Genomic DNA, 26,431 nt, shown 5'->3' on the forward strand with positions numbered 1-26,431 from the left:
ATGCAGCGCGTCTGTTTCCTCCTCAAGGTCCGGCAGGACCGACTCGCCGAGTACCGCGAACGCCACGCCGCCGTGTGGCCGGAGATGCGCGCAGCGCTCTCCGCCACCGGCTGGCACAACTACTCCCTCTTCCTGCGCGACGACGGCCTGCTGGTCGGCTATCTGGAGACCGAGGACTTCGAGGCCGCCCGCGCCGGCATGGAGGCCACCGAGGTCAACGCCCGCTGGCAGGCCGAGATGGGCCCCTTCTTCGAAGCCCTCGACGGCGCCCGTCCCGACGAGGCGATGAAACCGCTCACCGAAGTGTTCCACCTCGCCTGAACCACGACAGGAGCCGTTCGTGAAGAGACGTACCGTGCTCGGTGCCGCCCTCGTCGGCGCCGTGGCCACCCCCGCCCTCGCCGCCGGCACCGCCCGCGCGGCCGGCCCCGGACCGTCGGTGACCAAGCAGCAGACCACCCAGCTCGACGAAGAGGCCGTCTTCTTCGTCTCCTACGACGGCCTGGTCAACAACAACTCGTTCCAGAAGAACGGCCTGTTCACCTACCAGGGCTACCAGTACGCCGGCTGGTACACCTCCACCGGCTCCGCGGTCATCGGCCGCCGGGTGCTCGGCGGGTCGTCCTGGTCGACCGTCACCCTCGCCCACCAGCTCAAGTCCAGCGACTCGCACAACGTCATCTCGATGGGCGTCTCGAAGACCGACGGCCGGCTCCACATCAACATGGACTCGCACAGCGACGGCTTCTTCTACGTGAAGTCGGTGGCCGGGCTGCTCGACAACCCCGGCTCCACCGCCTGGACCTCGGCCGTCTTCGGTGCCGTACAGACGTCCCTCGACGGCGTGTCGCTCACCTCCCAGTTCACCTACCCGCAGTTCATCTCCACACCGGAGGGCAAGCTCCAGCTCAGCTACCGGGTGGGGATCTCCGGGAACGGCCGCAACGCCCTGGCGGAGTACGACGGTTCGAGCTGGACCGCACTGGGGGAGTGGACCAGCTCGACGGGGACGTACACCAGCTCGCACGGGTCCAGCACCGCCCGCAACATGTATCTGCACGGCATCGACTACGACGTCGACGGGCGGCTGCACGCCTTCTTCACCTGGCGTGAGCAGTCGGCGTCCGTCATGTGCAACAGCGGGGGCATCACCAACCACGACACCGGCTACGTCTACTCCACCGACCGCGGCCGCACCTGGCGCAACGACGCCGGCGCCCTGGTCGCCACCACCGGCAGCTCGGACACCGTCGCCGTCACCGACTCCGGGCTGGTCGTCGACTCCCTCGCCCCCGACCACTCCCTGATGAACCAGGAGAGCCAGTGGACCGACTCCGCCGGCCTCCCGCACGCGATCATCAGCTACGTCCCCGGCCGCTTCGGTCAGTGCACCACGAACTACGTCGGCGACCGCACCGCGAACGGCCGTGCCTTCCACCTCCGCAAGAACTCCGCCGGCACCTGGCAGAAGACCGAGATCCCGGTCGCCCTGAACTCCAGCCAGCGCACCAAGCTGGTCCTGGACAAGTACGACAACGCCTACGCGGTGTTTCCCTACGGCCGGATCGCCGGCGCGTCGAAGGCCTCCGGTCACTCCGACTGGGCGCTGCTGTACGACGGCGGTGACCTGAACGCCTTCGGCGAGGTCGTCATCGACGAGCTGCGGGTCAAGGCGGACCACGTGCTGTCGTTCATGTACCAGGAGACGTCGAGCGGTACGACACCCTCCGCGCTCCATGTCGTCGACTTCGCCCTGCCCGGCTGACCCGGACCGGTGTGCGAGTCATGTCGTAATGTGAAGCCCTTCGTGATGTGCCCTTCCGTGCTGTGAAGGCGCCGTCCATGTCTCCTGGAGGTCTCGGCCGATGGCCCAGTCGGTGGGTATCAAGGACGTCGCCCGCGCGGCCGGCGTCTCGGTGGGCACGGTCTCGAACGTCATCAACCGCCCGGACACCGTCGCCGGCGAGACCCGGGCGCGGGTGCAGTCGGCGATCGACCGGCTCGGCTACGTCCGCAGCGAGTCCGCACGCCAGCTGCGCGCGGGCCGCAGCCGGATCATGGGCCTGCTCGTCCTCGACATGGGCAACCCCTTCTTCGTGGACGTGGCCCGGGGCGCCGAGCGGGCCGCCCGGGACGCCGGGCTCGGTGTGATGGTCTGCAACAGCGCGCAGAACGCCGGCGAGGAGGCCGAGTACCTCTCGCTCTTCGCCGAGCAGCGGGTGCGGGGCGTCCTGCTCACCCCGGCGGACGCCACCGGCCGCAACATCGAGACCTTCCGCCGGCACGGCATCCCCTTCGTACTGGTCGACCGGGTCGCCGAGGGCACCACCGAGTGCTCGGTCAGCGTCGACGACGTGGCGGGCGGGGCGCTGGCCGTCCGCCACCTCGTCGACGCGGGGCACCGGTCCATCGCCTACGTCAGCGGACCGCCCGGCTTCAACCAGGTCCGCGACCGGCGCACCGGCGCTCTGAACGCCCTCGCCGAGGCCGGGCTCGGCCCCGACGCGCTGCGCGAACTGCCGACCGAGCGTCTCGACGTGGCCGCCGGACGGGACGCGGGCGCCCGCCTGCTCGGCCTCGCCGACCGGCCCACCGCCGTCTTCTGCGCCAACGACCTGCTCGCCCTCGGCGTCCTGCAGGCCATGTACGCGGCCGGAGTGGTCGTCCCGGACGACCTCGCGATCGTCGGCTACGACGACATCGAGTTCGCCGCCGCCGCCGCCGTACCGCTGACCTCCGTCCGCCAGCCCGCGGTGACCATGGGGGCGATGGCCGCGGAACTCCTCCTGGAGGAGACCGAGGAGCGGGAGGGACAGGCTGCGCACGAACACCGGCGGGTGGTGCTCCAGCCGGAACTGGTGGTGCGGCGCTCCAGCCTCGCCACCCGCTGATCGGCTGTTCAGTAACGATTTCATGATCCCGGGGATGGATCCGCTCCGGACATGTGCTGAACTGGGACGCGACCGTCCATCCGTCCCGGGAGAAACGTTGAGCCTCAGCTACCGCCAGCCCGGCGTCATCCTCACCGACCGCCACTTCACCGTCCCCCTCGACCACGCGGACCCGGACGGCGAGACCATCGAGCTGTATGCCCGGGAGGCGGTCGCGAGCGACAAGGCGGACCAGGAGCTGCCCTGGCTGCTGTACCTCCAGGGCGGCCCGGGCTTCGGAGCGAATCGTTTCGTCGGGCGGCAGGCCTGGCTCGACCGGGCCCTGCGGGACTACCGCGTCCTCCTCCTCGACCAGCGCGGCACCGGCCGCTCCACCCCGGTCAACCGGCAGACCCTCCCGCTGCGCGGCGGCCCGGCCGCCCAGGCCGACTACCTGGCCCGCTTCCGCGCCGACTCGATCGTCCGGGACTGCGAGGCGATCCGCCCGCAGCTCACCGGCGGCGCCCCGTGGACCACCCTCGGCCAGAGCTTCGGCGGCTTCTGCACGGTCACGTACCTGTCGTTCTTCCCCGAGGGCCTGAAGACCTCCGTGATCACCGGCGGCCTGCCGTCCCTGGACGCGCACGCCGACGACGTCTACCGCGCCGCCTACCCGCGCATCGAGCGCAAGGTCACCGCGCACTACGCCCGCTATCCGATGGACGTCGAGCGGGTCCGGCGGATCGCCGAGTACCTCCTGGAGCACGAGACCCCGCTGCCGAACGGCTACCGGCTCACCGTCGAGGCCTTCCAGTCCCTCGGCCTGATGCTGGGCATGAGCGACGGCAGCCACCGCCTGCACTTCCTCCTGGAGGACGCCTTCGTCCGCACCCCGTCCGGCCCCGAACTCTCCGACGCCTTCCAGGAACAGGTCCAGGGCCTGCTGTCGTACGCGGGCAACCCGCTGTACGCCCTGGTCCACGAGCCGGTCTACGGCCAGGACGCGCGCCCCACCGCGTGGGCGGCCGAGCGGGTCCGCGCCGAGTTCCCGCAGTTCGACGCGGCCAAGGCGCTCGCGGGCGACGCCCCCGTGCTGTTCACCGGGGAGACCGTGCACCCCTGGATGTTCGAGACCGACCCGGCCCTGCGGCCCCTGAAGGCGACGGCCGACCTGCTCGCCGCCCGCACCGACTGGCAGCCGCTGTACGACCCGGCCCGCCTGGCCGTCAACGAGGTCCCGGTCGCCGCCGCCGTCTACCACGACGACATGTACGTCGACGCCGGGCACTCGCTGGCGACCGCCCGGGCCGTCCGGGGCCTGCGCACCTGGGTCACCGACGAGTTCGAGCACGACGGCCTGCGCACCGGTGCCCCCAGGGTCCTGGACCGGCTCCTCGCCCTCGTCCGCGACGAGGTGTGAGCCCCGCCGGCAAAAGAGGTTGCGGGCGTCACGGGTCCGCATAGTCTGCGGCCGTGGAGAAACGGGGGGACAGGACCATGGACACGGAACTGCTGGCCGACCGCTTCGAGGAACACCGCGGCCAACTGCGCGCGGTGGCCTACCGGATGCTCGGCTCGCTCACCGAGGCCGAGGACGCCGTCCAGGAGTCCTGGCTCAGGCTCGGGCGGGCCGACGCGGACGAGATCAGGAACCTGGGCGGCTGGCTGACCACGGTGGTCGGCCGGGTCTGCCTGGACATGCTGCGCTCCCGTACGGCGCGCCGCGAGCAGCCCATCGACGAGACCTTCGTCCCCGACCCGGTCATCAGGCCGCTGTCGAGCATCGACCCCGAACAGGAGGTGCTGGAGGCGGACTCCGTCGGGCTCGCCCTCCTCATCGTCCTGGAGACGCTGGAGCCCGCCGAGCGGCTGGCGTTCGTCCTGCACGACCTGTTCGCGGTCCCCTTCGACGACATCGCGCCCATCGTGGAGCGCAGTTCTGCGGCCACCCGCCAGCTGGCCAGCCGGGCCCGCCGCCGGGTGCAGGGGGCCACGCCCACCGGCGACCCCGACCTCGGGCGCCAGCGTCAGGTGCTGGAGGCCTTCCTGGCGGCTTCCCGGGGCGGCGACTTCGAGGCGCTGGTCGCCGTGCTCCACCCGGATGTGGTGCTGCGCGTCGACTCGGGGGCGCTGGTGCGCGGAGCGGCCGCGTCCAAGGTGCTGCGCGGCGCCCGGGCGGTGGCCGAAGGGGCCTTCACGTTCCGGCAGTTCGCGGGCTGGGCGCGGCTCGCGCTGGTCAACGGTACCGTCGGCATGGTCACCGCGCCCGAGGGACGCCCGCTCTCCGTCATGGCGGTCACCGTCGCCGACGGCCGGATCACCGAGATGTACATCCTGGCCGACCCCGAGCGGCTGGACCGCCTGGACTTCGGCGCCGGGGACGACTGACCGTCACTCAGACGGCGGCGGCCGGGGGGCGACGGGGGCTCACGGTCCGTCCGTCGGGCAGGAGCTCACCGGTGTCGTCGAAGACGATCGTGCCGTCGCACAGCAGGCTCCAGCCCTGTTCGGGATGGGCCGAGACGACGACGGCCGAGTGGTCGTCGGGGTGGTCGGCGGCGCCGGGGCGTGGGGGCTGATGCCTGCACATGGTCCGTCTCCTGTCCTGCGGGTTCCTGCCTCTGTGGTAGCCGAGCTTGTTTTCCGCCGGATGAAGAGGACCCCCACGAGGCCGGAAACTCCACGGTGAGTTTCCGGTCCGCGGCAGACTCCCGATCAGTAGCGGACGGTGCTCGCCAGCAGGGGCGGGTACACCGCGCTCGACGCCCCGTCGACCGTGGCGCCGGCGTACTTGAGCATGGTGCCGACGCGGTGGTTGAGGTCATGGGGGAAGTTGAGGGCCGGGGCGGACACCTCGTCGAGGCGGGCCGTCTGTTCCGGTGCGAGGCGGACGTCGAGGGCGGCCACGTTGGCCTCCAGGTGGGCGTGGGTGCGCGGGCCGATCAGGGTGGAGGTGACACCGGGGCGGTTCTGCACCCAGGAGAGGGCGACGGCGGCCGGGCTCGCGCCGGTCTCCTCAGCGACCGCGGCGAGCGCCTCGATCACGGTGAACTGCTCCTCGGTCGGCTGCCCGAGAACGGCCGCCCGCTTCGCGTCGGCGGGTGCGGACCGGTCCCTGCGGTACTTCCCGGAGAGGAAGCCGCTCTTGAGCGGGGACCAGGGCAGCATCCCCATCCCGGCGTCCTGCGCGAGCGGGATCAGCTCGCCCTCGATGGTGCGCTCCAGCAGCGAGTACTCCATCTGCAGCGCCGTCACCGGTGTCCAGCCGCGCAGCAGCGCCATGGTGTGGGCCTTGGCGGTGAACCAGGCCGGGGTGTCGGAGAAGCCGACGTACCGGATCTTGCCGGCCGTCACCAGGTCGTCCAGGGTGCGCAGGGTCTCCTCGACGGGCGTGGACCGGTCGTGGTTGTGCAGCCAGTACAGGTCGACGTAGTCGGTGCGCAGGCGGCGCAGCGAGTCCTCCAGCTGGCCGACGATCGCCTTGCGGCCGGCGCCGCCGCCGTTGGGGTCGCCGAGGTGCAGGTTGCCGAAGAACTTGGTGGCCAGCACCAGGCGGTCGCGGCGGCCGGGGCGGGCGGCGAGGAAGTCGCCGAGGATCGCCTCGGAGTGGCCGTTGGTGTAGAAGTTGGCGGTGTCGACGAAGTTGCCGCCGAGGTCGAGATAGGTCTGGAGGATCTTCTCCGACTCCTCGACCGAGCAGCCGAAGCCGCCGTCCTCGCCGAAGTTCATCGCGCCGAGACAGAAGGGGCTCACCTTGAGTCCGGACCGGCCGAGACCGACGTACGAGTCGAGTGCCATGAAATGCTCCCTGGAAGACGCGTGGGGAATGCGACTCCTCGAGCAAACCAGGCTGAGCTGCGGGAACGTTAGGGCGATCGCACCGGTGGCTTGCACGATCCTGTCGCCTTTCCGGGGGAGGGCGTTGCGGTCGTCCCCCGGCCGGCGTTTGAATCGGGAGCGTGTCCCTCGACGAACTGCGCTCGCTGATCGACCGGCACGCCCCGCGCGACGCCGACGTCGTTCCCGCCATCGACGGCCTCATGCTGACCCGCGCCGAACGGCCCACGGGTCCGCGCTCGGGCATCGCGGACCCCGTCCTCGCCCTGGTCGCCCAGGGCGCCAAACGGCTGACGCTGGGCGGCCGGATCTACGACTACGGGGTGGGCCAGTACCTGGTCGTCTCGGTCGACCTGCCGGTCAGCGGGCAGTGCACCCGGGCCAGTCGCGAGACGCCCTTCCTGGGTTTCGGCTTCCGGCTGCGGCCCGCGCGCATCGCCGCGCTGCTCCTGGAGACCGGCACCGACCGGCACGCGGGCGGGGTGCGCCGCCGCACCGGGCTGCCCGCGCTCGCGGTCGGCGAGGCGCCCGCCGACCTGGTCGACGCCGCCCTCCGGATGGTCCGGCTGCTCGACCGGCCCGCCGACATCCCGGTGCTCGCCCCGATGATCGAGCGGGAGATCCTGTGGCGGCTGATCACCGGCGAGCAGGGCGCGCTGGTCCGGCAGATCGGGCTCGCCGACAGCAGGCTCACCCAGATCGGCCGGGCCGTCCGCCACATCCGCGAGCACTACACCGACGCCCTGCGCGTCGAGGACCTGGCCCGGCTCTCCGGCATGAGCGCCTCCCCCTTCCACCGGTACTTCCGCGCGGTCACCGCGATGACCCCGATCCAGTACCAGAAGCACATCCGGCTCCAGGAGGCCCGGCTGCGCCTGATGAGCAGCACCGACGACGTGGCCGACGTGGGGTACGCGGTCGGGTACGACAGCGCCTCCCAGTTCAGCCGCGAGTACCGGCGGCAGTTCGGCCGGTCGCCGGGGGCGGACGCGGCCCGGCTGAGAAATGCGGACGAGGAGGTCCTCACCGCTCAGTAGGCTGGCCGGATGCCAGAACACATATCCGAACGGGCCCGGCTGAGCGGTGACTGCGCCCGCTGTTTCGGGCTGTGCTGTGTCGCCCTGCCGTTCGCCGCGTCGGCGGACTTCGCGGTCGACAAGGCCGCCGGAAAGCCCTGCCGCAACCTGGGCGGCGACCACCGCTGCGGCATCCACGCCGAGCTGCGGCAGCGCGGGTTCGCCGGCTGCACGGTCTACGACTGCTTCGGCGCCGGGCAGAAGGTCTCGCAGGTCACCTTCGGCGGCCGGGACTGGCGTGGCCGGTCCGGGGAGGACGCCCGCCGGATGTTCGAGACGTTCCCGGTCGTACGGCAGCTGCACGAACTGCTCTGGTACCTCACCGAGGCGCTGGGCCTGGCCGCCGCCCGCCCCGTCCACGCCGATCTGCGTGCCGCGCTGCGGAAGACCGAGGAACTGAGCCTGGGCACGCCCGAGGAACTGGCCGCCCTGGACGTGGCCGCCCATCGGCAGGAGGTCAACGTGCTGCTGCTGCGGACCAGCGAGCTGGCCCGGGCAGGGGTGCGCGGCAGGAAGAAGGACCGGCGGGGCGCCGACCTGATGGGCGCCCGGCTCAGGGGCGCCGACCTGCGCGGGGCGAGTCTGCGCGGCGCCTACCTCATCGCCGCCGACCTCAGCGGGGCCGATCTGCGGGAGGCGGACCTGATCGGCGCCGACCTGCGGGACGCCGACCTGAGCGACGCGGACCTCACGGGTGCCTTCTTCCTGACCCAGCCCCAGCTCGACGCGGCCCGGGGCAACGCGGGCACGCGCCTGCCGGTGTCAGTCACCCGCCCCGTGCACTGGGCAGCCGCCGCCGCTCTCTGACGCGGGCGCCTCCGGCACGGTCACCGGCGCCGGGGCGGGGATGCGCCGCTCAAGCCGCAGCCGCAGGCCGTCCGGCATCAGCGTCAGCCGCTCGGTCACCCGCAGGCGGTAGCCCGGGTCGGCGCCGAGGCCGTAGCGGCGCAGCAGCAGGCCGAGGACCAGGGTGGCCTCGTGCAGGGCGAACTGGCGGCCGATGCAGGCGCGCGCCCCCGTGCCGAACGGCTTGAAGGTGTGCGGGGCCCGCCCCCGTGCCGCCTTCGCCTCGAACCGGTCCGGGTCGAAGCTCTCGGCGTCGGGACCCCACACCTCGGGGTCCCGGTGCAGCATCGGCGTCAGGACCAGCGCCCAGGCACCCCGGCGCATCGGGTGCCGCCCGGCCAGCACGGTGTCCTGGCGGGCCTCGCGGGCGAAGGCGGGGGCGGTCGGCCACAGCCGCAGCGACTCGTCCAACACCCGGCGCACGTAGCGGAGTTTCGCCACCTGGTCGTAGCCCGGCGCGGGCGTGTCGCCCCACACGCGGTCCACCTCGGCGGCCGCCCGCGCGGCGACCTCCGGGTGCCGGGCCAGGTAGTGCAGCGCGAAGGAGAGCGCGCCCGAGGTGGTCTCGTGGCCGGCCACCAGGAAGGTGATCACCTGCCGGCGTACGTTCTCGGCGGACAGCCGCTCACCGGTCTCCGGATGGGCCGTCTCCAGCATCCGGTCGAGCAGGTCGCCCTCACCGCGGCCGGCCCTGCGCCGCTCGGCGACGAGGTCGTCGACGGTGCGGTTGAGGTACTCGATGTCCGCGGCGTTGCGCCGGGCGGCCTGCCGCAGCATCAGCGGGGCCAGCGGGCCGGGCACGCTGTTCAGGCGCTGCGCGTAGGTGAGCGTGCCGATCATCGCGGTCACGAAGGGGTGCGGCCGGTCCCGCTCGAACGAGCCGAAGTCGTGGCCGAACCCGGTGCGGGCGATCGTCTCCAGGGTCAGCTTGGTCATGTCGCCGGGCACGTCCACCCAGCGGCCGGCCGCCAGCTCACGGTCCCAGTGGTCGGTCAGCCGCCCGGCCACGGCCAGCATCATCGCGTGGTAGCCCTCCATGGCGTCCCGGCTGAAGCCCGGGGCCAGGACGTCGTGTGCCAGCTGCCAGTTCGGCTCGTGGTTGTACGCCGTGAACAGGCCGTCCCCGGCGACCGGACGGAGATTGGCCACCCCGAGCCCCACGTGCTTGGCGAACCGCGACTCGTCGGCCATGTCGGCGGCCAGTTCGGCCCCCCACACGAACACGAACTCGTTGCCGAACGCCCTGCGCCGGAAGATCGGGCCCAGCTGCCCGCCGATCCGCATCGAGTCCTGGAGCGGGGTGCGCCGGTCGACGCCCAGGACGTCGCCGAGGAGCGGCAGCCGGCGCGGCGGGTGCGGGATGCGGTGCAGCTCCGGCCAGCCCTGCTCGGCGCCCCGGAACCCCTTCGGCAGCGGGCCGTCCGTCCCCGTCCCCGGCTGCGTGGCCGTCTCCGCCATGACGCGATCTCCCTTGATGCTGCGGCACGTCGATCCAGTTGTACGTGGGTTCAATAAGCGGTTTCAGTCTCGACCCGTTGTTGAACCCACGTCAAGTAAAGTGCGGGCATGGTCCCGAACCAGGGCGAGCGCAGCCGCCGCAGACTCAGTACGGCGGAGCGTCGTGAGCAGCTCCTCTCGGTCGGGGCCAGGCTCTTCTCGGAGAGCCCGTACGACGACGTGTGGATCGAGCAGGTCGCCGAGATCGCGGGTGTCTCCCGGGGCCTGCTGTACCACTATTTTCCGACGAAACGCGATTTCTTCGCGGCGGTGGTGGCGCGGGAGAGCGAGCGGATGCTGCGGATGACGGCCGCCGAGCCCGGCGTACCGGCCCGCGAGCAGCTCACCGCGGCCCTCGACGTCTACCTCGACTACGTCCACACCCACGCGCACGGCTTCCGCGCCTTCCATCGTGCGGAGGCCTCCGGCGACCAGGCCGTACGCCGCGTCTACCGGCAGGCCCAGTCGGCCCAGGAACGCCAGATCCTCGCCGCCCTCGCCGCCGACCCCGAGTTCGGCCCCGCCCTCGAGCGGCGCCCCGACACCCGCCTCGCGGTGCGCGGCTGGCTCGCCTTCACCACGCATGTCTGCCTGGAGTGGCTGCGCACCGAGGAGCTGACGCGGGAACAGGTGCGGGACCTGTGCGCACGGGCCCTGCTGGGCGTCATCTCCTGACCGTCCCGGTCCCTTTCCCGGTCCTGTTCTTCCCGTGCGTGACGCACGCCGTGCTTGGCGTACACCTCGATCTTCGATAGGTTAGGTGAGGCTTACCTAAGGAGGTTTCGGGATGGGTGACGAACAGGCAGCCTGGGCCGCCGGACCCGGTGCGGCGGAGCAGGCCAGGTCCCTGCTGGCCGTCGCGTGGTCGTGCACGGTGACCGCGGACGGCGGCCGCGAGGAGTACGTCGGCGCGCACGCCGTCGCCGACGACGGCCGGGTGCTGCTGCACGTGCCCGAGGACAGCGCCCTGCTCACGGCCGCGATCTGCGCCCCGCGCGGCGAGCCGTCCGCGATGCTGGAGTTCGCCGACGTCGCGCCCGTCCCGGTGCGCAGCCGGATCCGGGCCCGGCTCTGGATGGCCGGCTGGTTCGCCCCCGCCGACGAGCACCTCGTCTTCCGGCCCACCCGCGTGGTGCTGCGCCGGCCCTCCGGTGCGGCGGTCGTCGACCTCGACGAGTTCGCCGCCGCCCGGCCCGACCCGCTGGCCGGTGCCGAGGCCGGGCTGCTCACCCATCTCGCCGACGCCCACCCGGACGCCGTCGAGCGGCTCACCCGGCTCGTCGAGCCCGAGAGCCTGCACGCCGCGACCCGCGTCCAGCCCCTCGCCGTGGACCGGCACGGACTGACCCTGCGCATCGAACGCACCCGCGCCCACGGCGACGTACGGCTCGCCTTCCATGCGCCCGCCGACGACATCTCGGAGCTCACCGAGCGCATGCACTCCCTGCTGGCCCGGGCGAGCGCGGCCGCCTCCTGCCCGCGGGCGCTACAGCGGCAGCGCGCAGACCGCGACCGGTGAGGCGAACGGCTCGCCCGCGAGCCGGAGTTCGCCGCTGTCCGGGTCGACGGTGAAGACGCTCACGGTGCCGGACCGCTGGTTGGCCGCGAACAGCAGCCGGCCGTCGGGGGAGAAGGCGATCTGGCGGGGGAAGTCCCCGTGCACCGGCACCGTGTCCAGCAGCCGCAGCCGGGCCCCGGCGGCCTCGATCGCGTACCGCGCGAGCGTGTTGTCGCCCCGGTTGGCCAGATAGGCGTAGGCGCCGTCCGCGGTGACCAGGAACTGAGCCGGGTAGTTGGTGGTGCCGGCGGCGCTGCCCGTGGACTGCGGCTCGCCGATCGTCAGCCGGCCGGTGGCCGGGTCGTAGCCGCAGACCGCGACCGTGTCGCCCACCTCGTCGGCCAGGTACGCGTACCGTCCGCCCGGGTGGAAGGTCAGGTGGCGCGGGCCCGCCCCCGGCTTCGTGTGCGCCTGGGCGACCTCGGTGAGGGTGCCCCGCGCGGTGTCGAGGCGGTAGCTGTAGACCGTGTCGGTGCCGAGGTCCACGGCGAGGACATGGCCGCCGTCCGGGCTGGTGATGAACTGGTGGGCGTGCGGGCCCTGTTGGCCGGGTCCGGGAGCCGGACTGGTGTGCGTGACCAGGGCGGTGCGCTCGCCGAGGGCGCCCGTGGCGTCGATCGGGTGCACGGCGACACTGCCCGAGGTGTAGTTGGCGCTCAGCAGCCAGCGGCCGGTGGGATGGACCGAGAGATGGCACGGGCCCGCCCCGCCGGTGCTCCGGCTGCCCAGGATCTTCCGGTCCGCCAGGCGTACGGCGGTCACGCTCCCGTCCGCGCGCTCGTTCACCGCGTACAGCGTGCGGCCGTCCGGGTGGACGGTGAGGTACGACGGGTCGGCGACCCCCGTGAGCGTGCCGGTCCCGGTGATCTCGCCGGTCGCCGGGTCGTAGCCGGCGAGTCCGATGCCGGTGCCGCCGCCCGCCACGGAGGTGTAGGTGCCGAGGTAGAGCGGGCGGAGCGTCGAGGGCGTCTTCGCCGGGGCGTCGGCCGCCGGGTGCGCCGCCCGGCGCGGCCGCTCCGCGGGCGGTGCCGCCGGTGCCGGGACCGCGACCACCGCGGCCGCGCCCGCCAGCGCGCCGACGAACCGGCGCCTGCTCCAGCCGCCGCGTGTCCCTTCCGTACCACTGCCCATGCCACGCACCTCAGGTCGTGTGTCACCCCGGACGTGACACACCTTGACGTGGACCGAAGGGGCAGCGCAAGAAGAGCAACGCCCGTTGCATCCAGTGCAATGGCGTTACCAGTCGCCGTCCTCCACCGGCTTTCCCTGCGCGTCCTTCAGGGGAACCACCTGCCCCGGGGACGGCTGCTGCCAGGGCTCCAGGTCGTCGCCGAGCCAGTCGCCGACCGGCTTGACCGCCTCCAGGGTGTCCGTGGGGGCGAGATCCCGGGCGTCCTCGTCGTAGTAGTCGTACCAGGGCAGCCCCGCGCGGGTGTACGCCGCCCGGTCCACCGGCGACGGCGGAGGCGCCTCGCCCGTGATGCGGTACCACTGCGGAGGCGTGACCAGGTGCACGAAGACGCGTCCGGCCGGGGTCTCGGCCCAGTCCCGCAGTGGACGCTCGTCCAGGTACACCTCCTGGCGCATCGAGCCGCCGACACCCAGCCCCATCGCCGCAGGGGCCGACTTCCGCCCCCGGGTCACCGGAGCCGCCCCCGGCGCGGCTGCCGCCATGGGCGGTGCCGCACCGAAGGCGCCGGCCGACCGACTGCTGCGCGTCCGCTCCCGGCCCAGCCGCTCCCGCCGCAGCCGCTCCTGACGGTGGTACTCGGCGAGCGCCTCCTCGGACAGCGGGAAGGACTGGAGTTGCACCCCGCCCCACACCTCCTCGCCGGTGACCTGCCCCTCCACCGTCGCACCCAGACCGAGCGGAACCGCCACGAACTGGCGCACCGTGCCCTTCCCGGAGTTGATCCCGTCCAGCCATGGCTGCCGGGGGAGTACCAGGTAGTTCTGCGGTTTCCGGGACAGCCGGTCGCGCCACGGCTCGCCGGACACCGCGCACACCTTGCCGACGCCGACCTGGAGCGCCGCCGGTTCCGTCGTGCCCGCGAAGCTCAGCCACATCGCCTCGCGCAGGTACACCGGCAGCATCACCCCGCCCCGCGCCCGCCACTCGTCCGGAACGGTGTCCGGGTAGTCGCCGATCCGCCGGACCGGGAACTCACCCAGCCCCGGCGGCAGCGGATGCGTGCCCGTCTCCGGCAGCCGCAGCGTACGCACGAACCGCACCGCCACCCCGCCCGGCAGCCGCAGTGTGTTCCCGTCGATCCGTACCGCCGTGTCCGTCATCGGCGTGCCCCCTTCTCCGTCCGTGACGGAGAACGCCCCGCACCACCGCCCTGGTTCCGCCGCAGCCGCTCCGGTACGCCCACCCGCTCCCGCAGCCAGGTCAGCCAGGGCCGCTTGGCGCGCTGCTCGCCGGAGACCCGGTCCAGTTCCTCCAGCAGACGGCGGGTGCGGTGCTCGGTGTCCAGCTCGTCGAGGAGCCGGTTCACCTCGGTCAGGACGGCGCCGAGCAGCTGCCAGTTCCGGTCGTCGCGGTGGATCTCCTGCTGGAGCAGGTCGGCGAGCTTGTCGCGGGTGCCGGTCGCGGTGTGCAGCTCGGCGGCGAGCCTGGCCTCCGCCGACTCGGCGTTCTCGCTGATGCTGGTGGTCACCAGGACGGCGAAGCTGACCACGGCGTCGGCGATCTGGGACAGCAGCTGTTCCACGGCCGCGCCCGCGTCGGACGCGAACAGCGGTTCGGGCTCGCGGGCCTTGGCCAGGTCGGTGAAGGTCCGGGCCAGCACGCGCAGCACGACCGTGCAGATCTCCAGGGTGTCCAGGCCGGTGCGCAGCACCACCCGGTGCAGCAGTCCCTCCCGGACCCGTGGATTGAGCCGCAGGCTGTCCTCCGCCTGCCGCAGCGCCGCGTCCACCTCGACGATGGCGTGGTCCAGGCGGCGGGCCTCGTGCAGCCGTGCGGCGGCCTGCTGCCAGGGCATGATCTCGGCCGCCTCCTCGCCCATCCGCAGCATCAGCTGCCGCAGCCGGCGGGCCAGGCCCTCGATCGACTCCCCGGCCTCGTCCACCCACACCGGGGGCGGGAGCAGGAGGTTGCAGCCCATGCCGACGACCGCGCCGATCAGGGTTTCCACGATCCGCGCCCACGCGGTACTGCTGATGGTGGTGACCCCGAGCACCAGCATGGCGCTGATCGCCACCTCGGGGACGTACTCGTCGACGCGCACCAGGTGCCCCACCGCCAGTGAGGCCACGATCAGCAGGGCCAGGCTCCACCAGGTCAGGCCCACCAGCTGGCTGAAGGCGATGGCGACCAGCACCCCGGCCACCACCGAGTTGACCCGGCGGAAACCGTTGGTCAGCGTCGCGTACAGGGTCACCTGGACGACGAGGAGTGCGGTCAGCGGGGCGGTGAGCGGAGCCGGCTCCGGGCTCAGGTGGAGCGCGACGACGTAGGCGATCGTGGCCGCGGTGGCCGACCGCAGCGTCTGGACGACCACCGGGTCCCGGTGCCGGCGCAGCAGTCGCGACAGACCCTCGGCCCACTTCCGTACGTTGTGCATCCCTTGGCCTGTTCCCACTCGCGTGTCACGTCGAACGTATTGTCCACAGATCACTCGCGCGCGCTAGTGGCTGATTGACCAGAGTTGATTACGGAGGGTTCTCGAGGCGGCGCCTCCCGACTCGGAAACCGAACGCCAGGCCGACGCGTCCTCTGTACCCGAGGTGCTGAACGGTCGGACGGGACGGAAGGGTTGGGGCATTGAACTTCGGCGCTGTGCTGTGCACGGTGGCAGGCCTGGGGCTGCTCGTGGCCGCGGTGCACGAGGGCACGGTGGTACACCGCCTGCGGCGGCACGGGGTGCACACCTGGGGGTCCGTCGTGGACAACGTGCGCACCCGGGACAGTGACGGACCGAAGTGGGTCCCGGTCATCGCCTTCACGGACCGCTCGGGCTACCGGGTGGAGTTCTCGCCGCGGGTGCAGGGGTCCGGTATGGGGCTGGCGACGGGACGGCAGGTGGCGGTCGTGTATCTGGCGCAGAACCCGCAGATCGCCCGGGTGCGCATGTGGCGGCACGTCGTGGGGCCGGTGGTGTTCCTGGTGTTCGGCGGGCTGGTCTTCCTGGGCGCCGGGGTGCTCATCGCCGTGACGAGCTGATCCCGGAGCGAAACGGCCGCGACCGGGCCGAGGGTGATCGGCTAAGGTCGGCAGGCATCGGACCGGCCACAGGGGGACCCGGGTGGAGCTCACGGACGCCGACACGGCGCGGGGCGCGGCGGCGCTGCGCCATGTGGCCGCGCTGTCCTCGGGGCCGCCTGTCGACCCCGGCCTGCGCATCACCCTCAACTTCCACCCCGACCGCCTCTCCGGCGGCCTGCCGATCCTGGAGGCGCTCGCCCGGGACGGCATCTACCACTCCCAGTTCGTCACCGGCACCGGCAACGGCGGGCTCACCGCCCACCCCGGCGGCGACCGGTGGCGCTGGGAGAGCCGGATCTTCGGCGGAGCCTACGACGACGCCCACCCGGCCGAGCGGCCGGTGTACGGCGCGCTGGACTTCCGCCGCCAAGTGGTCGGCGCGGCCCCGCGGTTCGGTTCCGCACACCTGCGCCTGACCGGACCGGCACTCCACCGCACCACCTTCTGCTACCCCGACAGCGCGGCCGAGCCGACGGACTTCGGGGTGGCCGCCGGTACCCACCTGCTCGCGCTGGCCGACGCCGATCAGCGGGACGCCCTCAACGACTACGTCGAGGCACAGGTGCACGGCGGGGTACGGCTCGACCGGGACGTCGAGGCCCTGGTGCTGGACGCCTGCTACCGGGACACGCCCGTGGCGGTGGCGGCCGGACGGCTGCCCTTCCCGGTCGAATGGCATCCGGGCTACCGGCTCACCGTGCCCGACCTGCGCCGGCACGCCGACTACCGGGGTCCTGAGTACGCCGAACTCGGCGCCGCGATCGCCGAGAAGGGTGTCGTCGACCCCCGGATCATCGGTGCCGCGGCCCGCACCGGCCGGTACGAGATCCAGGACCTCAAGATGGTCTGGCACACGCTGGCCCGCTTCGGCGCCCCGGAAGGCGCCGGCACCGCCTACTCGGCCGGGGCGGTCGGCCGGACGCCCGGTCCGAGCACGCCCAAGGCGTAGGCGCGGGCTACCAGTTCGGTGCGGTTCGCCGCGTCCCGGCGGGCCGAGAGGCGGCGCAGACGGTAGGTGACGCCGTCCCTGGTCAGGCCCAGGTCGCGGGCGGCCCGCTCCGTGGTGGCGCCCCCGGCCGGCAGGGCCGGCACCCGCCCCCGGCCACCGACCCCCGCCACGCCGACCTGATGATCTCCCTCCTCGAGGCCCCCGCCAGGTCCGGCAAGGGCACCTACCGGGGCACCGGCTCCGGCCACCTGGCCGCCCTGCGCCCGGGCGACACGTCGTACGCCCGCGTCCAGCCCTGCCGGGAGGCCTTCCGCGTCGACGGCGGCGCCCCGGTCGTGATGATCGCCGCGGGCACCGGCCCGGCCCCTTCCGCGGCGCCGTCGCCGACGCCGACTACCTGCACGCCGAGGAGCTGCACCCGGCCGAGGCCACCCGCGCCGTCTGCCTGCGCCCGGTCTTCGGCACCGCCGGCACCTTCGTCCAGCACCGCATCGCGGCCGAGGCCGACGAGGTGTGGCAGCTGCTGGAAGCGGGCGCCCGGGGGTACGTCTGCGGCGACGGCAGCAGGACGGCGCCGGGGGTGCGGGAGGCGTTCCGTAGGATGTTCCAGGATCGCAATCCCGGCGGGAACGCGGACGATTGGCTGAACTCCCTGGTGGCGGAGGGCCGTTACGTGGAGGATGTCTACGCGGCGAGCTGATGGGTGCCGTGAGGCGGAGCGCCCCGACAGGGGCGCGGGGCTGTACCGGCATGCGGCTCCACCGCGTGGGCGCGGGCAACCACGACGCACCCGCAGTCCGCACGCACCCCGCACCCCTGCGGTGCACCCCGCTCTCCAGACCCCTTCACTCACAGCGTGAACTAAGGGTTGGGGAAATATCGCTTCCGGCCCCCCGAAGGAGTATGTTGCAGGTCGGGCAGGGTTCGTGAAGGGAGCCACATGGCGGGGCGGAACGGGCGCACGGTGCGCGACCTCAGAAGGGCCAACCGCACGGCCGTGCTGCAGCGGCTCTACTTCGACGGCCCCCTCAGCCGCTTCGAGCTGGGCCCGGCCACGGGCCTGAGCTCCGGCTCGGTGAGCAACGTGGTCGCCGACCTGGTCGCCGACGGCCTGGTCGAGGAGGCCGGCAGCGTCGACTCCGACGGCGGGCGCCCGCGCACCCTGCTGCGCGTCGCCCCGCACAGCGGTCACATGATCGGCGTGGACGTCGGCGAGACCCGGGTCCGCGTCGAGCTGTTCGACCTCAACCTCACCGAACTGGCCCGCGTCGAGCGCCCCTTGGAGCAGCAGGGCTACGACGTCGAGGTGATCGTCGGCCACATCCGGGACGGCATCGACGAGGTCCTCGCCACCGAGGGCGCCTCGCCCGAACTGCTCCTGGGCGTCGGCGTCGGCGTCCCCGGCATCATCGAGCACACCGACGACCGGGGTGCCGTCGTGCACGGCCAGACCATCGGCTGGGACGCCGTCCCGCTGGAGGCACTGCTCCGCTCCGGCTGCCGGCTGCCGGACTCCGTGCGGTACTTCATCGACAACGGCGCCAAGACCCTGGGCCAGGCCGAGATGTGGTTCGGCGCCGGGCGCGGCGCGGACAACGCGGTCGTGGTGCTGTTCGGCTCCGGCGTCGGCGCCTGCCTGGTCACCGCCGAGGTGGAGCACGGCCGGGCCGTCGAATGGGGACATCTGACCGTACGGGTGCGGGGCCGCCGCTGCCGCTGCGGCGCACTCGGCTGCCTGGAGGCGTACGCCGGCGCCGAGTCGTTGCTCGCCCGCTGGCGCGAGGAGGGCGGCCGGCCGGACGAGGGCCTCGACGAGGAGACCGCGCTCACCGCGATGCTCGCCGCCGCCTACCCGTCCGAGGGCACCGAGCCCGACCCGGTCGCGCTCGCCGTCCTCGAGGAGACCGCCGAGTACCTGGGCGCCGGCCTCTCCGACCTGATCAACCTCTTCCAGCCCGAGCGGATCCTGATCGGCGGCTGGGCAGGCCTCCAGCTCGGCGCCCGCTTCCTGCCCGCCGTACGCCGGTACGCGACCACGTACGCGCTGCGCCACCCCGCCGAGCGAGTCACCATCGACCTCGGCCGGCTCGGCCCGGACGCGGTCACCGTCGGCGCCGCGATCCTGCCCCTCGCGGACTTCTTCAGCCGCGGCGGCCGCCGTGCGGAACCGGCGACCGAAAACCGGCTCCCCGCCTGGCACGCGGCCCTGGAGGAACGCAGCCCGCGCTGACCCCACGCACCTCGCCGGCCCCCGCACCGGCCCCGCGTTTCGCCCGGTTCCGCCGAGGTACTCGCCTGACGGTCGGAACGCGGCCTCGGAACGACGCGAGGGGAGTACGCCGTGGGCGACAAGCAGGACGGCAAGCCGGTACCCCGGGACCTCCCGGACCAGCAGGCCGGGCCCGGCCAGGACCCGTGGGAGGCGGCGGAGGGCCGACGGCCGCAGAATAGCCGTGACGACGGCGACCTCCCCGACCCCGACGAGGCCGGCGCGGGCCCTGACGGCGCACCACGCTCGGGGTCGGTGCACCCCGAGAACCCGGTGCCCGACGAGCCGTCGGCCTGAGCCGGGAGGAACGCGTATGACCCTCGCCGACCGATTCCGCTCCTGGCCCGTCTACCGCCAGCTCACCGGCCCCGACCGCACCGGCCGGGGCGCGGCCGCCAAGTCGGCGTACACCGGGAATCTGCGCCCCCGCACCGAGACCGCCGAGCGTGTCGTGCAGTCGGTGTGCCCGTACTGCGCGGTCGGCTGCGGCCAGCAGGTCTACGTCCGGGACGAGAAGGTCGTCCAGATCGAGGGCGACCCGGCCTCCCCGGTCAGCCGCGGCCGCCTCTGCCCCAAGGGCTCGGCCACCCTCCAGCTCACCACCGGACCCGCCCGCGAACACCGGGTCCTCCACCGACGGCCGCACGGCACCGAGTGGGAGCCCCTCGACCTGGACACGGCCATGGACATGGTCGCCGAGCGCGTGATCCGCACCCGGCGCGAGACCTGGGAGTGGGAGTACGAGGGCATGCGCACCGCCCGCACCATGGGCATCGCCAGTCTCGGCGGCGCGACCCTCGACAACGAGGAGAACTACCTCATCAAGAAGCTGCTGACCGGCCTCGGCGTGGTCCAGGTGGAGAACCAGGCCCGGGTCTGCCACAGCTCCACCGTCGCCGGGCTCGGCACCTCCTTCGGGCGCGGTGGCGCCACCACCTTCATGCAGGACCTCCAGCACGCCGACTGCATCGTCATCGAGGGCTCCAACTTCGCCGAGTGCCACCCGGTCGGCTTCCAGTGGGTGATGGAGGCCAAGCTGCGCGGCGCCACGATCATCGACGTCGACCCGCGCTTCAACCGCACCAGCGCCCTCGCCGACCTGTACGTCCCGATCCGCGCGGGCACCGACATCGCCTTCCTCGGCGGGATCGTCAACCACGTCCTGACCGAGGAGAAGGACTTCCGCGAGTACGTCCTGAAGTACACCAACGCGGCCACTCTGGTCAGCGAGGACTTCCGGGACACCGAGGACCTGGACGGCGTCTTCTCCGGCCTCGACGAGGAGAAGGCCCACTACGATCCGCACAGCTGGCAGTACGAGGGCGTCGAGGTGCAGCAGCCGACGGGCGAGGCCGACGAGCTGTACGAGGACCGCACCAGCAAGTCCGCGGGCGCCGAGGTACACGGCTCCGGCGGGGCCCGGACGGGCCACCGCGCCCCCACCGACGAGACCCTCCGGCACCCGCGCTGCGTGTACCAGATCCTCAAGCGCCACTACGCCCGCTACACCCCCGAGATGGTCGAGGACGTCTGCGGCATCCCCCGCGAGACCTTCCGCGAGGTCTGCGACGCGCTGACCGCGAACTCCGGCCCGGACCGCACCAGCGCCTTCTGCTACGCCGTCGGCTGGACCCAGCACTCCACCGGCAGCCAGTTCATCCGCGCCGCGTGCGTCCTCCAGCTGCTGCTCGGCAACATCGGCCGCACCGGCGGCGGCATCCAGGCGCTGCGCGGCCACGCCTCCATCCAGGGCTCCAGCGACATCCCCACCCTCTTCAACCTGCTGCCCGGCTACATCCCGATGCCGCACGCCCACGACGACATGAACCTGGACAACTTCATCGAGGCGAATCGCACGGTGAAGGGTTTCTGGTCGAACATGCGGGCGTACACGGTGAGTCTCCTCAAGGCGTACTACGGCGACGCCGCCACCGCCGACAACGACTTCTGCTTCGACCACATACCGCGCCTGACCGGCCCGCACTCCACCTACGACACGGTGATGGCCCAGCTCGACGGTGACTGCAAGGGCTACTTCCTGCTCGGCGAGAACCCGGCCGTCGGCTCCGCCAACACCCGTCTCCAGCGCCTCGGCATGGCCAACCTGGAGTGGCTGGTGGTTCGGGACTTCTCCCTGATCGAGTCGGCGACCTGGTGGCAGGACGGCCCCGAGATCGAGACCGGCGAACTGCGCACCGAGGACATCGGCACCGAGGTGTTCTTCTTCCCGGCCGCCGCCCACACCGAGAAGTCCGGCTCCTTCACCAACACCAACCGGTGGGTGCAGTGGCACCACGCGGCCGTCGAACCCGAGGGCGACGCTCGCAGCGACCTGTGGTTCATGTACCACCTCGGCCGCCGGATCCGGGAGAAGCTGGCCGGCTCCACCGACCCCATGGACCGGCCGATCCTCGACCTGACCTGGGACTACCCGGTCAGCGGCGAGCTGGACGAACCGGTCGCCGACGCCGTGCTCGCCGAGATCAACGGCCACGGCCCCGACGGCGCGCCGCTGAGCGCCTACACCGAGCTCGAGGAGGACGGCTCCACCCGCTGCGGCTGCTGGATCTACTGCGGTGTCTACGCGGACGGCGTCAACCAGGCCGCCCGCAAGAAGCCCGAGTGGGAGCAGGACTGGGTGGCCGCCGAATGGGCCTGGGCCTGGCCCGCCAACCGCCGCATCCTCTACAACCGCGCCTCCGCCGCCCCCGACGGCACCCCCTGGAGTGAACGCAAGAAGTACGTCTGGTGGGACCCGGAGGAGGGAAGGTGGACCGGCCGGGACGTCCCGGACTTCGTGCCCGACCGCGCCCCCGGCTACGAACCCGGCGAGGACGCCGAGGGCGTGGCGGCGCTGCGCGGCGACGACCCGTTCATCATGCAGGCCGACGGCAAGGGCTGGCTCTACACCCCGGCCGGCCTGGAGGACGGCCCGCTGCCCACCCACTACGAGCCCCAGGACTCCCCGTTCCCCAACGCCCTGTACCCGTCCACCCCGCGCAGCCCGGTGCGCCGGCTGCTGCCCCGCGAGGGCAACCGCTACCACCCGAGCGGAGACGAGAAGGGGGCTGAGGTCTACCCGTACGTCGTCACCACGCACCGGCTCACCGAGCACTTCACGGCGGGCGGCATGAGCCGCTGGTCGGAGTACCTCTCCGAACTGCAGCCGGAGTTCTTCTGCGAGGTCTCGCCGGCCCTGGCCCGCGAACGCGGCCTGGAGAACGGCGGCTGGGCGACCATCGTCACCGCCCGCAACGCAGTCGAGGCCCGGGTCCTGGTCACGGACCGCATCCGGCCGCTGCGCGTCCAGGGCCGCACCGTCCACCAGATCGGCCTGCCCTTCCACTGGGGGCCGAACGGAGTGGCGAAGGGCGACGCGGCCAACGAGCTGATGGCCATCGCCCTCGACCCCAACGCCCACATCCAGGAGGACAAGGCGCTCTCCGCCGACATCCTGGCCGGCCGCCGCCCCCGCGGTCCCGACCTGCCCAGGCTGGTCGCCGAGTACCGCAGGCGGGCCGGCATCACCGCGGCCACCGGAACGGAGGTGCGCAAGTGAGCGAGGAACGCGTCGGCTTCTTCACCGACACCTCCGTCTGCATCGGCTGCAAGGCCTGCGAGGTGGCCTGCAAGGAGTGGAACGCCATCCCCGAGGACGGCCTCTCCCTGACCGGCATGTCCTACGACAACACCGGGGCGCTCGGCGCCTCCACCTGGCGGCACGTGGCCTTCATCGAACAGCCGCGCCCGGACGGCCGTACCGAACTCCCGCTGGTGGCCGGCGAGTCGGCTGACGGCGACGGCGGCGGTGAGCTGCGGTGGCTGATGTCCTCCGACGTCTGCAAGCACTGCACCAGCGCCGCCTGCCTCGACGTCTGCCCCACCGGCTCGCTGTTCCGCACCGAGTTCGGGACGGTCGTCGTCCAGGAGGACATCTGCAACGGCTGCGGCTACTGCGTGCCCGCCTGCCCGTACGGCGTCATCGAGCAACGGCCCGCCGACGGACGGGTGTTCAAGTGCACCCTGTGCTACGACCGGCTCGGCGCGGGACAGGAGCCGGCCTGTGCCAAGGCCTGCCCGACCGAGTCCATCCAGTTCGGTCCCCTCGACGAACTCCGCGAGCGGGCCGCCCTGCGCGTCGACCAGCTGCACGAACAGGGTGTCCCCGACGCCCGGCTGTACGGTCACGACCCGCAGGACGGGGTCGACGGCGACGGCGCGTTCTTCCTGCTGCTGGACGAACCCGAGGTGTACGGGCTGCCCCCGGCCCCCGTGGTCACCACCCGGGACCTGCCCGCCATGTGGAAGCACGCCGGTGTGGCCGCGCTGTCCCTGCTGGGCGGTCTGGCGGCCTGCTTCGCGGCCACGGCAGGAGCACGAGGGAGCCGGCGATGAGCGTACCGGAGCGCGGCGGGCGCAGGCGGCGCGGCCGGGGCGGCCGGGGTGAGCAACCCGTCGTTCCGCGGGCCGAGTTCGAGTCCTACTACGGCCGCCCGGTCATCAAGCCGCCGTCCTGGGCCGCCCCCGACATCGCCGGGTACTTCTTCCTCGGCGGGCTGGCGGGCGCAGGATCGGTCCTCGCGGCCGGCGCGCACCTGACCGGCCGTACGACGACCGCCACCGCGCTGAAGGTGTCGTCGCTGGCCGCCGTCTCCCTGTCGGCCGCCGCACTCATTCACGACCTGGGCCGGCCGGGCCGGTTCGCGAACATGCTGCGGGTGTTCAAGCCCACCTCACCGATGAGCATGGGTTCCTGGCTGCTCGGTGCCTACGGGCCCGCGGCGGGTGCGGCCGCCGCGAGCGCCGTCAGCGGCCGGCTGCCGCGGCTCGGGGGCGCGGCAACCGGCGCGGCGGGGCTGCTCGGGCCGGTCGTCGCCACGTACACCGCGGTCCTGGCCGCCGACACCGCCGTACCGGCCTGGCACGACGCCCACCGTGAACTGCCCTACCTGTTCGCCGCCTCGGCCACGGCCGCGGCGGCCGGCATGGCCCTGGTGACCGGGCCCGCCCGGGAGACCGCACCCGCGCGCTGTGCCGCCGGGCTGGCGGCGCTGGCCGACGTGGCGGTGGAGCGGGCCGCCGAGCGGCGGCTGGGCCTGGTCGCCGAGACCTGGAGGGAAGGGCGCGCCGGGACCCTGCTGCGGGCCGCGCGGTACCTCACCGCGGGCGGCGCGCTGGGAGCCGTCCTGCTCGGCGGCCGCCGGGTGCCCGCGGCCGCCTCCGGGCTCGCGCTGCTGGCCGGTTCGGCGTGCACGCGCTTCGGCGTGTTCGCGGCCGGCGTGGCGTCGGCCAAGGACCCGAAGTACACGGTGGTCCCGCAGCGGGAGCGCGCCCGAGCCGGGACGGCGGCAGGGCCGCGGTAGGGCTCAGGCGAACGCGTTCACGCCCGTCAGCTCCGCCGACAGGTCCCACAGCCGGGAGGCCTGCTCCGGGTCGACCGCCCAGGCCTTCACGCCGGTCGGTTCGCCCTCCACCGCGGGCTCGGCGATGTCGCAGTCCTCGAGGTACACCCCACCCATGTCCGCCAGTTGCGCCGAGGTGGCCGCCCAGGTCTGGGTGGCGGCACCCTGCTCGGGTGTCTTCAGACCCGCGACCTCCAGCACGTTGCCCTGCTCGTCCACCCAGCCGCGCTCGATCTTCTCCGCCAGGGGGATGTGCCGCTGGAGCGGGGTCATGATGCCGCCGGGGTGCAGGGCGAAGGCCCGCACCCCGGAGTCCCGGCCGAGCCGGTCGAGGTGCACGGCGAACAGCACGTTCGCCGTCTTGGCCTGGCCGTACGCCTGCCACTTGTCGTAGCCGTGCCGCCACTGGACGTCGTCCCAGCGCATCCCGGAGAAGTGGTGGGCGCGCGAGGAGACCGACACGATCCGGGCGCCGCCGGGTTCCACGGCCGGCCAGAGCCGGTTGACGAGGGCGAAGTGCCCGAGGTGGTTGGTGGCGAACTGGGCCTCCCAGCCGGGCCCGACCCGGGTCTCCGGGCAGGCCATGATCCCCGCGCTGTCGATCATGAAGTCGACGGTCCGCCCGGAGGCCAGGAACCGCTCGGCGAAGCCGCGTACGCTCTCCAGGTCACCGAGGTCCAGCTCGTCCACCTCGACCCCGTCGAGGCCGGCCAGCGCCTCGCGGCCGGCCTCTACGCGCCGTGCGGGGACGACGACGTGGGCGCCGGCCTTGGTGAGGGCCCTGGTGGTCTCCAGTCCGATCCCGGAGTAGCCGCCGGTGACGATCGCGAGGCGCCCGCCGAGGTCGAGGCCGGCCAGGACCTCGTCGGCCGTGCTGTCCGCGCCGAAGCCGGAACCGATCTTGTGCTGAGGTGTCGTAGCGCTCATGACCCGAACGCTACGAATTGGAGTGCGCTCGAAGTCAAGCGCGTGCCTCCGGGGGCCCGCAGCGGCCCGGAACAGGGGAAAGCCCCGGTCGCGACGGGGGATTCGCGGCCGGGGCGGCCAGGTGGTGGGCACGGATGGCGGTCGCCTCTCGGCGAAACGCTCCACAGGGCTTCAGCCGAACGATCGTCCCTGTGGGCAAAAGGTGAGGCCCGGGGACACTGTCCCATCCGCACCCACGGCTGGTTCAACGGACACCCACCCCGGGGTGTTCCGGGCCCGTACGTGACGCGTGTCACCCCGGGGACAGCGGGCTGTCCGCCAGCGAGTCGAGCAGGTCCGCGGGGTCTGCGTAGATCTCCTCCGCCCCGGCCGCCACCAGGTCCGAGCGCGGGATCCCGCCGCACAGCAGCCCCACACAGCGCACCCCGGCCTTGGTGCCCGCCCGCATGTCCCACACGGTGTCCCCGACGAACACCGCGTGGTCCGCCGGCACCCCCGCCAGCTCCAGGGCGTGTTCCACCGGCTCCGGCGCCGGTTTGCCCCGGGTCACGTCGTCCGCGCTCGCGGTGGCCGCGATGGCGTCGTCGGCGTCGATCGCGCGGCGCAGCGCGGCCAGCTCGGGGCCGCTCGCCGACGTGGCCAGCACCACCCGCCAGCCGTCCCGGTGCAGGCGCCGCAGCAGCTCGGCGGCGCCCGGCAGCGGTGCGAGCCGGTCGAAGAACTGCCCGTACAGCGCCGTGTGCGTCGTGTTCAGCTGATCGTCCTGGCTCTTGTCGCGGTCCTCGCCCAGGAGGTGCCCGACCAGGTCGTCGGAGCCGAGCCCCAAGGAGTGGTGCACGGCGTGCATGGTGACCGAGTGGCCCGCCTGACGGAAGGCCTCCCACCAGGTCGTGACGTGCAGGTGGTTGGTGTCGACGAGGGTCCCGTCGACGTCGAACACGGCCGCCCGGTCCATGGCTCGGCGCCCCTTCCTGTCGTAAGGCCCCAGTC

At 72.8% G+C, this 26,431-nt stretch carries 24 protein-coding genes and 2 pseudogenes; 17 read left to right on the top strand and 9 right to left on the bottom strand.

Features of this window, described 5'->3' with window-relative positions:
- The 5 genes from ACFY0P_RS04910 to sigJ all read left to right on the top strand — a co-directional run bounded on the left by ACFY0P_RS04910 (position 1) and on the right by sigJ (position 5,258).
- A complete protein-coding gene (locus tag ACFY0P_RS04910) occupies positions 1-321 on the top strand; it encodes an L-rhamnose mutarotase (RefSeq protein ID WP_351486648.1) in 321 nt (106 codons plus the stop codon).
- 19 nt (positions 322-340) lie between these two features.
- Complete coding sequence (locus tag ACFY0P_RS04915) at positions 341-1,765, top strand: BNR repeat-containing protein (RefSeq protein WP_388907472.1); 1,425 nt, start codon at positions 341-343, stop codon at positions 1,763-1,765.
- A 100-nt stretch (positions 1,766-1,865) separates the two neighbouring features.
- Positions 1,866-2,891 carry a LacI family DNA-binding transcriptional regulator gene (locus ACFY0P_RS04920; protein WP_388907474.1) on the top strand — a complete coding sequence of 342 codons (1,026 nt, stop codon included), beginning with the start codon at positions 1,866-1,868 and terminating at the stop codon, positions 2,889-2,891.
- Between the two features lie 97 nt (positions 2,892-2,988).
- Positions 2,989-4,290 carry an alpha/beta fold hydrolase gene (locus ACFY0P_RS04925; protein ID WP_388907476.1) on the top strand — a complete coding sequence of 434 codons (1,302 nt, stop codon included), beginning with the start codon at positions 2,989-2,991 and terminating at the stop codon, positions 4,288-4,290.
- Between the two features lie 77 nt (positions 4,291-4,367).
- Complete coding sequence (sigJ, locus tag ACFY0P_RS04930) at positions 4,368-5,258, top strand: RNA polymerase sigma factor SigJ (RefSeq protein WP_388907478.1); 891 nt, start codon at positions 4,368-4,370, stop codon at positions 5,256-5,258.
- A gap of 7 nt (positions 5,259-5,265) precedes the next feature.
- Here the strand turns inward: sigJ and ACFY0P_RS04935 are convergent, their stop codons facing one another.
- Positions 5,266-5,460 carry a DUF5999 family protein gene (locus ACFY0P_RS04935; protein WP_388907480.1) on the bottom strand — a complete coding sequence of 65 codons (195 nt, stop codon included), beginning with the start codon at positions 5,458-5,460 and terminating at the stop codon, positions 5,266-5,268.
- A gap of 125 nt (positions 5,461-5,585) precedes the next feature.
- On the bottom strand, positions 5,586-6,668 hold the full coding sequence (locus ACFY0P_RS04940; RefSeq protein ID WP_388907482.1) for an aldo/keto reductase: 1,083 nt from the start codon (positions 6,666-6,668) through the stop codon (positions 5,586-5,588).
- A gap of 161 nt (positions 6,669-6,829) precedes the next feature.
- Here ACFY0P_RS04940 and ACFY0P_RS04945 point away from each other — a divergent pair, with 161 nt between their 5' ends.
- The gene (locus ACFY0P_RS04945) at positions 6,830-7,744 is read left to right on the top strand and encodes an AraC family transcriptional regulator N-terminal domain-containing protein (protein WP_388907484.1); all 915 of its coding nucleotides are present in this window, start codon (positions 6,830-6,832) and stop codon (positions 7,742-7,744) included.
- 9 nt (positions 7,745-7,753) lie between these two features.
- Positions 7,754-8,590 carry a pentapeptide repeat-containing protein gene (locus tag ACFY0P_RS04950; RefSeq protein ID WP_388907486.1) on the top strand — a complete coding sequence of 279 codons (837 nt, stop codon included), beginning with the start codon at positions 7,754-7,756 and terminating at the stop codon, positions 8,588-8,590.
- On the opposite strand, the gene ACFY0P_RS04955 is transcribed toward ACFY0P_RS04950, so the two are convergent.
- Complete coding sequence (locus ACFY0P_RS04955; RefSeq protein WP_388907488.1) at positions 8,546-10,087, bottom strand: cytochrome P450; 1,542 nt, start codon at positions 10,085-10,087, stop codon at positions 8,546-8,548. The two genes, ACFY0P_RS04950 and ACFY0P_RS04955, sit on opposite strands and share 45 nt — an antisense overlap.
- 108 nt (positions 10,088-10,195) lie before the next feature.
- Here ACFY0P_RS04955 and ACFY0P_RS04960 point away from each other — a divergent pair, with 108 nt between their 5' ends.
- Together ACFY0P_RS04960 and ACFY0P_RS04965 are read left to right on the top strand one after the other, a co-directional pair.
- On the top strand, positions 10,196-10,801 hold the full coding sequence (locus ACFY0P_RS04960; RefSeq protein ID WP_388907490.1) for a TetR/AcrR family transcriptional regulator: 606 nt from the start codon (positions 10,196-10,198) through the stop codon (positions 10,799-10,801).
- A gap of 112 nt (positions 10,802-10,913) precedes the next feature.
- A complete protein-coding gene (locus ACFY0P_RS04965; RefSeq protein ID WP_388907492.1) occupies positions 10,914-11,645 on the top strand; it encodes a DUF2470 domain-containing protein in 732 nt (243 codons plus the stop codon).
- Here ACFY0P_RS04965 and ACFY0P_RS04970 read toward each other — a convergent pair.
- The 3 genes from ACFY0P_RS04970 to ACFY0P_RS04980 form a co-directional block, all read right to left on the bottom strand.
- Positions 11,613-12,815, bottom strand: coding sequence for a lactonase family protein (locus ACFY0P_RS04970; RefSeq protein ID WP_388907494.1), 1,203 nt, complete (start codon positions 12,813-12,815; stop codon positions 11,613-11,615). The two genes, ACFY0P_RS04965 and ACFY0P_RS04970, sit on opposite strands and share 33 nt — an antisense overlap.
- A gap of 105 nt (positions 12,816-12,920) precedes the next feature.
- Entirely contained in the window at positions 12,921-13,976 is a 1,056-nt protein-coding gene (locus ACFY0P_RS04975; RefSeq protein ID WP_388907496.1) for a hypothetical protein, read from the bottom strand.
- Entirely contained in the window at positions 13,973-15,253 is a 1,281-nt protein-coding gene (locus ACFY0P_RS04980) for an aromatic acid exporter family protein (RefSeq protein WP_388907498.1), read from the bottom strand. Before ACFY0P_RS04980 ends, ACFY0P_RS04975 begins: the two co-directional genes overlap by 4 nt.
- A gap of 200 nt (positions 15,254-15,453) precedes the next feature.
- Here ACFY0P_RS04980 and ACFY0P_RS04985 point away from each other — a divergent pair, with 200 nt between their 5' ends.
- Positions 15,454-15,852 carry a DUF3592 domain-containing protein gene (locus tag ACFY0P_RS04985; protein ID WP_388907500.1) on the top strand — a complete coding sequence of 133 codons (399 nt, stop codon included), beginning with the start codon at positions 15,454-15,456 and terminating at the stop codon, positions 15,850-15,852.
- Positions 15,853-15,934: 82 nt separating this feature from the next.
- Complete coding sequence (locus ACFY0P_RS04990; protein ID WP_388907502.1) at positions 15,935-16,843, top strand: DUF3626 domain-containing protein; 909 nt, start codon at positions 15,935-15,937, stop codon at positions 16,841-16,843.
- Here the strand turns inward: ACFY0P_RS04990 and ACFY0P_RS04995 are convergent.
- Positions 16,789-16,989: pseudogene (locus tag ACFY0P_RS04995) on the bottom strand (diguanylate cyclase); the annotation flags it as partial. The gene ACFY0P_RS04990 and the pseudogene ACFY0P_RS04995 sit on opposite strands and share 55 nt — an antisense overlap.
- Positions 16,990-16,992: 3 nt before the next feature.
- On the opposite strand from ACFY0P_RS04995, the pseudogene ACFY0P_RS05000 reads away from it, so the two are divergent.
- The 6 genes and pseudogenes from ACFY0P_RS05000 to nrfD all read left to right on the top strand — a co-directional run.
- A pseudogene (locus ACFY0P_RS05000) lies at positions 16,993-17,543 on the top strand (reductase); the annotation flags it as partial.
- 240 nt (positions 17,544-17,783) lie between these two features.
- Entirely contained in the window at positions 17,784-19,073 is a 1,290-nt protein-coding gene (locus tag ACFY0P_RS05005; protein ID WP_388907504.1) for an ROK family protein, read from the top strand.
- Positions 19,074-19,184: 111 nt separating this feature from the next.
- Entirely contained in the window at positions 19,185-19,409 is a 225-nt protein-coding gene (locus ACFY0P_RS05010) for a hypothetical protein (protein ID WP_388907506.1), read from the top strand.
- Positions 19,410-19,425: 16 nt separating this feature from the next.
- Entirely contained in the window at positions 19,426-22,671 is a 3,246-nt protein-coding gene (fdh, locus tag ACFY0P_RS05015) for a formate dehydrogenase (RefSeq protein WP_388907508.1), read from the top strand.
- On the top strand, positions 22,668-23,507 hold the full coding sequence (locus ACFY0P_RS05020) for a 4Fe-4S dicluster domain-containing protein (RefSeq protein WP_388907510.1): 840 nt from the start codon (positions 22,668-22,670) through the stop codon (positions 23,505-23,507). The genes fdh and ACFY0P_RS05020 overlap by 4 nt, the downstream gene beginning before the upstream one ends.
- Positions 23,504-24,475: an NrfD/PsrC family molybdoenzyme membrane anchor subunit gene (gene nrfD / locus ACFY0P_RS05025; protein ID WP_388907512.1), complete on the top strand. Its 972-nt coding sequence runs from the start codon at positions 23,504-23,506 to the stop codon at positions 24,473-24,475. Before ACFY0P_RS05020 ends, nrfD begins: the two co-directional genes overlap by 4 nt.
- A gap of 3 nt (positions 24,476-24,478) precedes the next feature.
- Here the strand turns inward: nrfD and ACFY0P_RS05030 are convergent, their stop codons facing one another.
- Together ACFY0P_RS05030 and ACFY0P_RS05035 are read right to left on the bottom strand one after the other, a co-directional pair.
- A complete protein-coding gene (locus ACFY0P_RS05030) occupies positions 24,479-25,441 on the bottom strand; it encodes an SDR family NAD(P)-dependent oxidoreductase (protein ID WP_388907514.1) in 963 nt (320 codons plus the stop codon).
- A gap of 292 nt (positions 25,442-25,733) precedes the next feature.
- On the bottom strand, positions 25,734-26,396 hold the full coding sequence (locus tag ACFY0P_RS05035; RefSeq protein WP_388907516.1) for an HAD family hydrolase: 663 nt from the start codon (positions 26,394-26,396) through the stop codon (positions 25,734-25,736).
- Positions 26,397-26,431: the final 35 nt, after the last annotated feature.

This window comes from Streptomyces sp. NPDC001714 (assembly GCF_042892755.1).
In the GTDB taxonomy this organism is placed as follows: Bacteria; Actinomycetota; Actinomycetes; order Streptomycetales; family Streptomycetaceae; genus Streptomyces.

Excerpts from the sequence above, each read along its gene's own strand:
- ACFY0P_RS04910 (WP_351486648.1), top strand. The coding sequence starts at position 1 with ATGCAGCGCGTCTGTTTCCTCCTCAAGGTCCGGCAGGACCGACTCGCC.
- ACFY0P_RS04920 (WP_388907474.1), top strand. The coding sequence starts at position 1,866 with ATGGCCCAGTCGGTGGGTATCAAGGACGTCGCCCGCGCGGCCGGCGTC.
- sigJ (WP_388907478.1), top strand. The coding sequence starts at position 4,368 with ATGGACACGGAACTGCTGGCCGACCGCTTCGAGGAACACCGCGGCCAA.
- ACFY0P_RS04935 (WP_388907480.1), bottom strand. The coding sequence starts at position 5,460 with ATGTGCAGGCATCAGCCCCCACGCCCCGGCGCCGCCGACCACCCCGAC.
- ACFY0P_RS04940 (WP_388907482.1), bottom strand. The coding sequence starts at position 6,668 with ATGGCACTCGACTCGTACGTCGGTCTCGGCCGGTCCGGACTCAAGGTG.
- ACFY0P_RS04950 (WP_388907486.1), top strand. The coding sequence starts at position 7,754 with ATGCCAGAACACATATCCGAACGGGCCCGGCTGAGCGGTGACTGCGCC.
- ACFY0P_RS04955 (WP_388907488.1), bottom strand. The coding sequence starts at position 10,087 with ATGGCGGAGACGGCCACGCAGCCGGGGACGGGGACGGACGGCCCGCTG.
- ACFY0P_RS04960 (WP_388907490.1), top strand. The coding sequence starts at position 10,196 with ATGGTCCCGAACCAGGGCGAGCGCAGCCGCCGCAGACTCAGTACGGCG.
- ACFY0P_RS04965 (WP_388907492.1), top strand. The coding sequence starts at position 10,914 with ATGGGTGACGAACAGGCAGCCTGGGCCGCCGGACCCGGTGCGGCGGAG.
- ACFY0P_RS04970 (WP_388907494.1), bottom strand. The coding sequence starts at position 12,815 with ATGGGCAGTGGTACGGAAGGGACACGCGGCGGCTGGAGCAGGCGCCGG.
- ACFY0P_RS04975 (WP_388907496.1), bottom strand. The coding sequence starts at position 13,976 with ATGACGGACACGGCGGTACGGATCGACGGGAACACACTGCGGCTGCCG.
- ACFY0P_RS04980 (WP_388907498.1), bottom strand. The coding sequence starts at position 15,253 with ATGCACAACGTACGGAAGTGGGCCGAGGGTCTGTCGCGACTGCTGCGC.
- ACFY0P_RS05005 (WP_388907504.1), top strand. The coding sequence starts at position 17,784 with ATGGCGGGGCGGAACGGGCGCACGGTGCGCGACCTCAGAAGGGCCAAC.
- fdh (WP_388907508.1), top strand. The coding sequence starts at position 19,426 with ATGACCCTCGCCGACCGATTCCGCTCCTGGCCCGTCTACCGCCAGCTC.
- nrfD (WP_388907512.1), top strand. The coding sequence starts at position 23,504 with ATGAGCGTACCGGAGCGCGGCGGGCGCAGGCGGCGCGGCCGGGGCGGC.
- ACFY0P_RS05030 (WP_388907514.1), bottom strand. The coding sequence starts at position 25,441 with ATGAGCGCTACGACACCTCAGCACAAGATCGGTTCCGGCTTCGGCGCG.
- ACFY0P_RS05035 (WP_388907516.1), bottom strand. The coding sequence starts at position 26,396 with ATGGACCGGGCGGCCGTGTTCGACGTCGACGGGACCCTCGTCGACACC.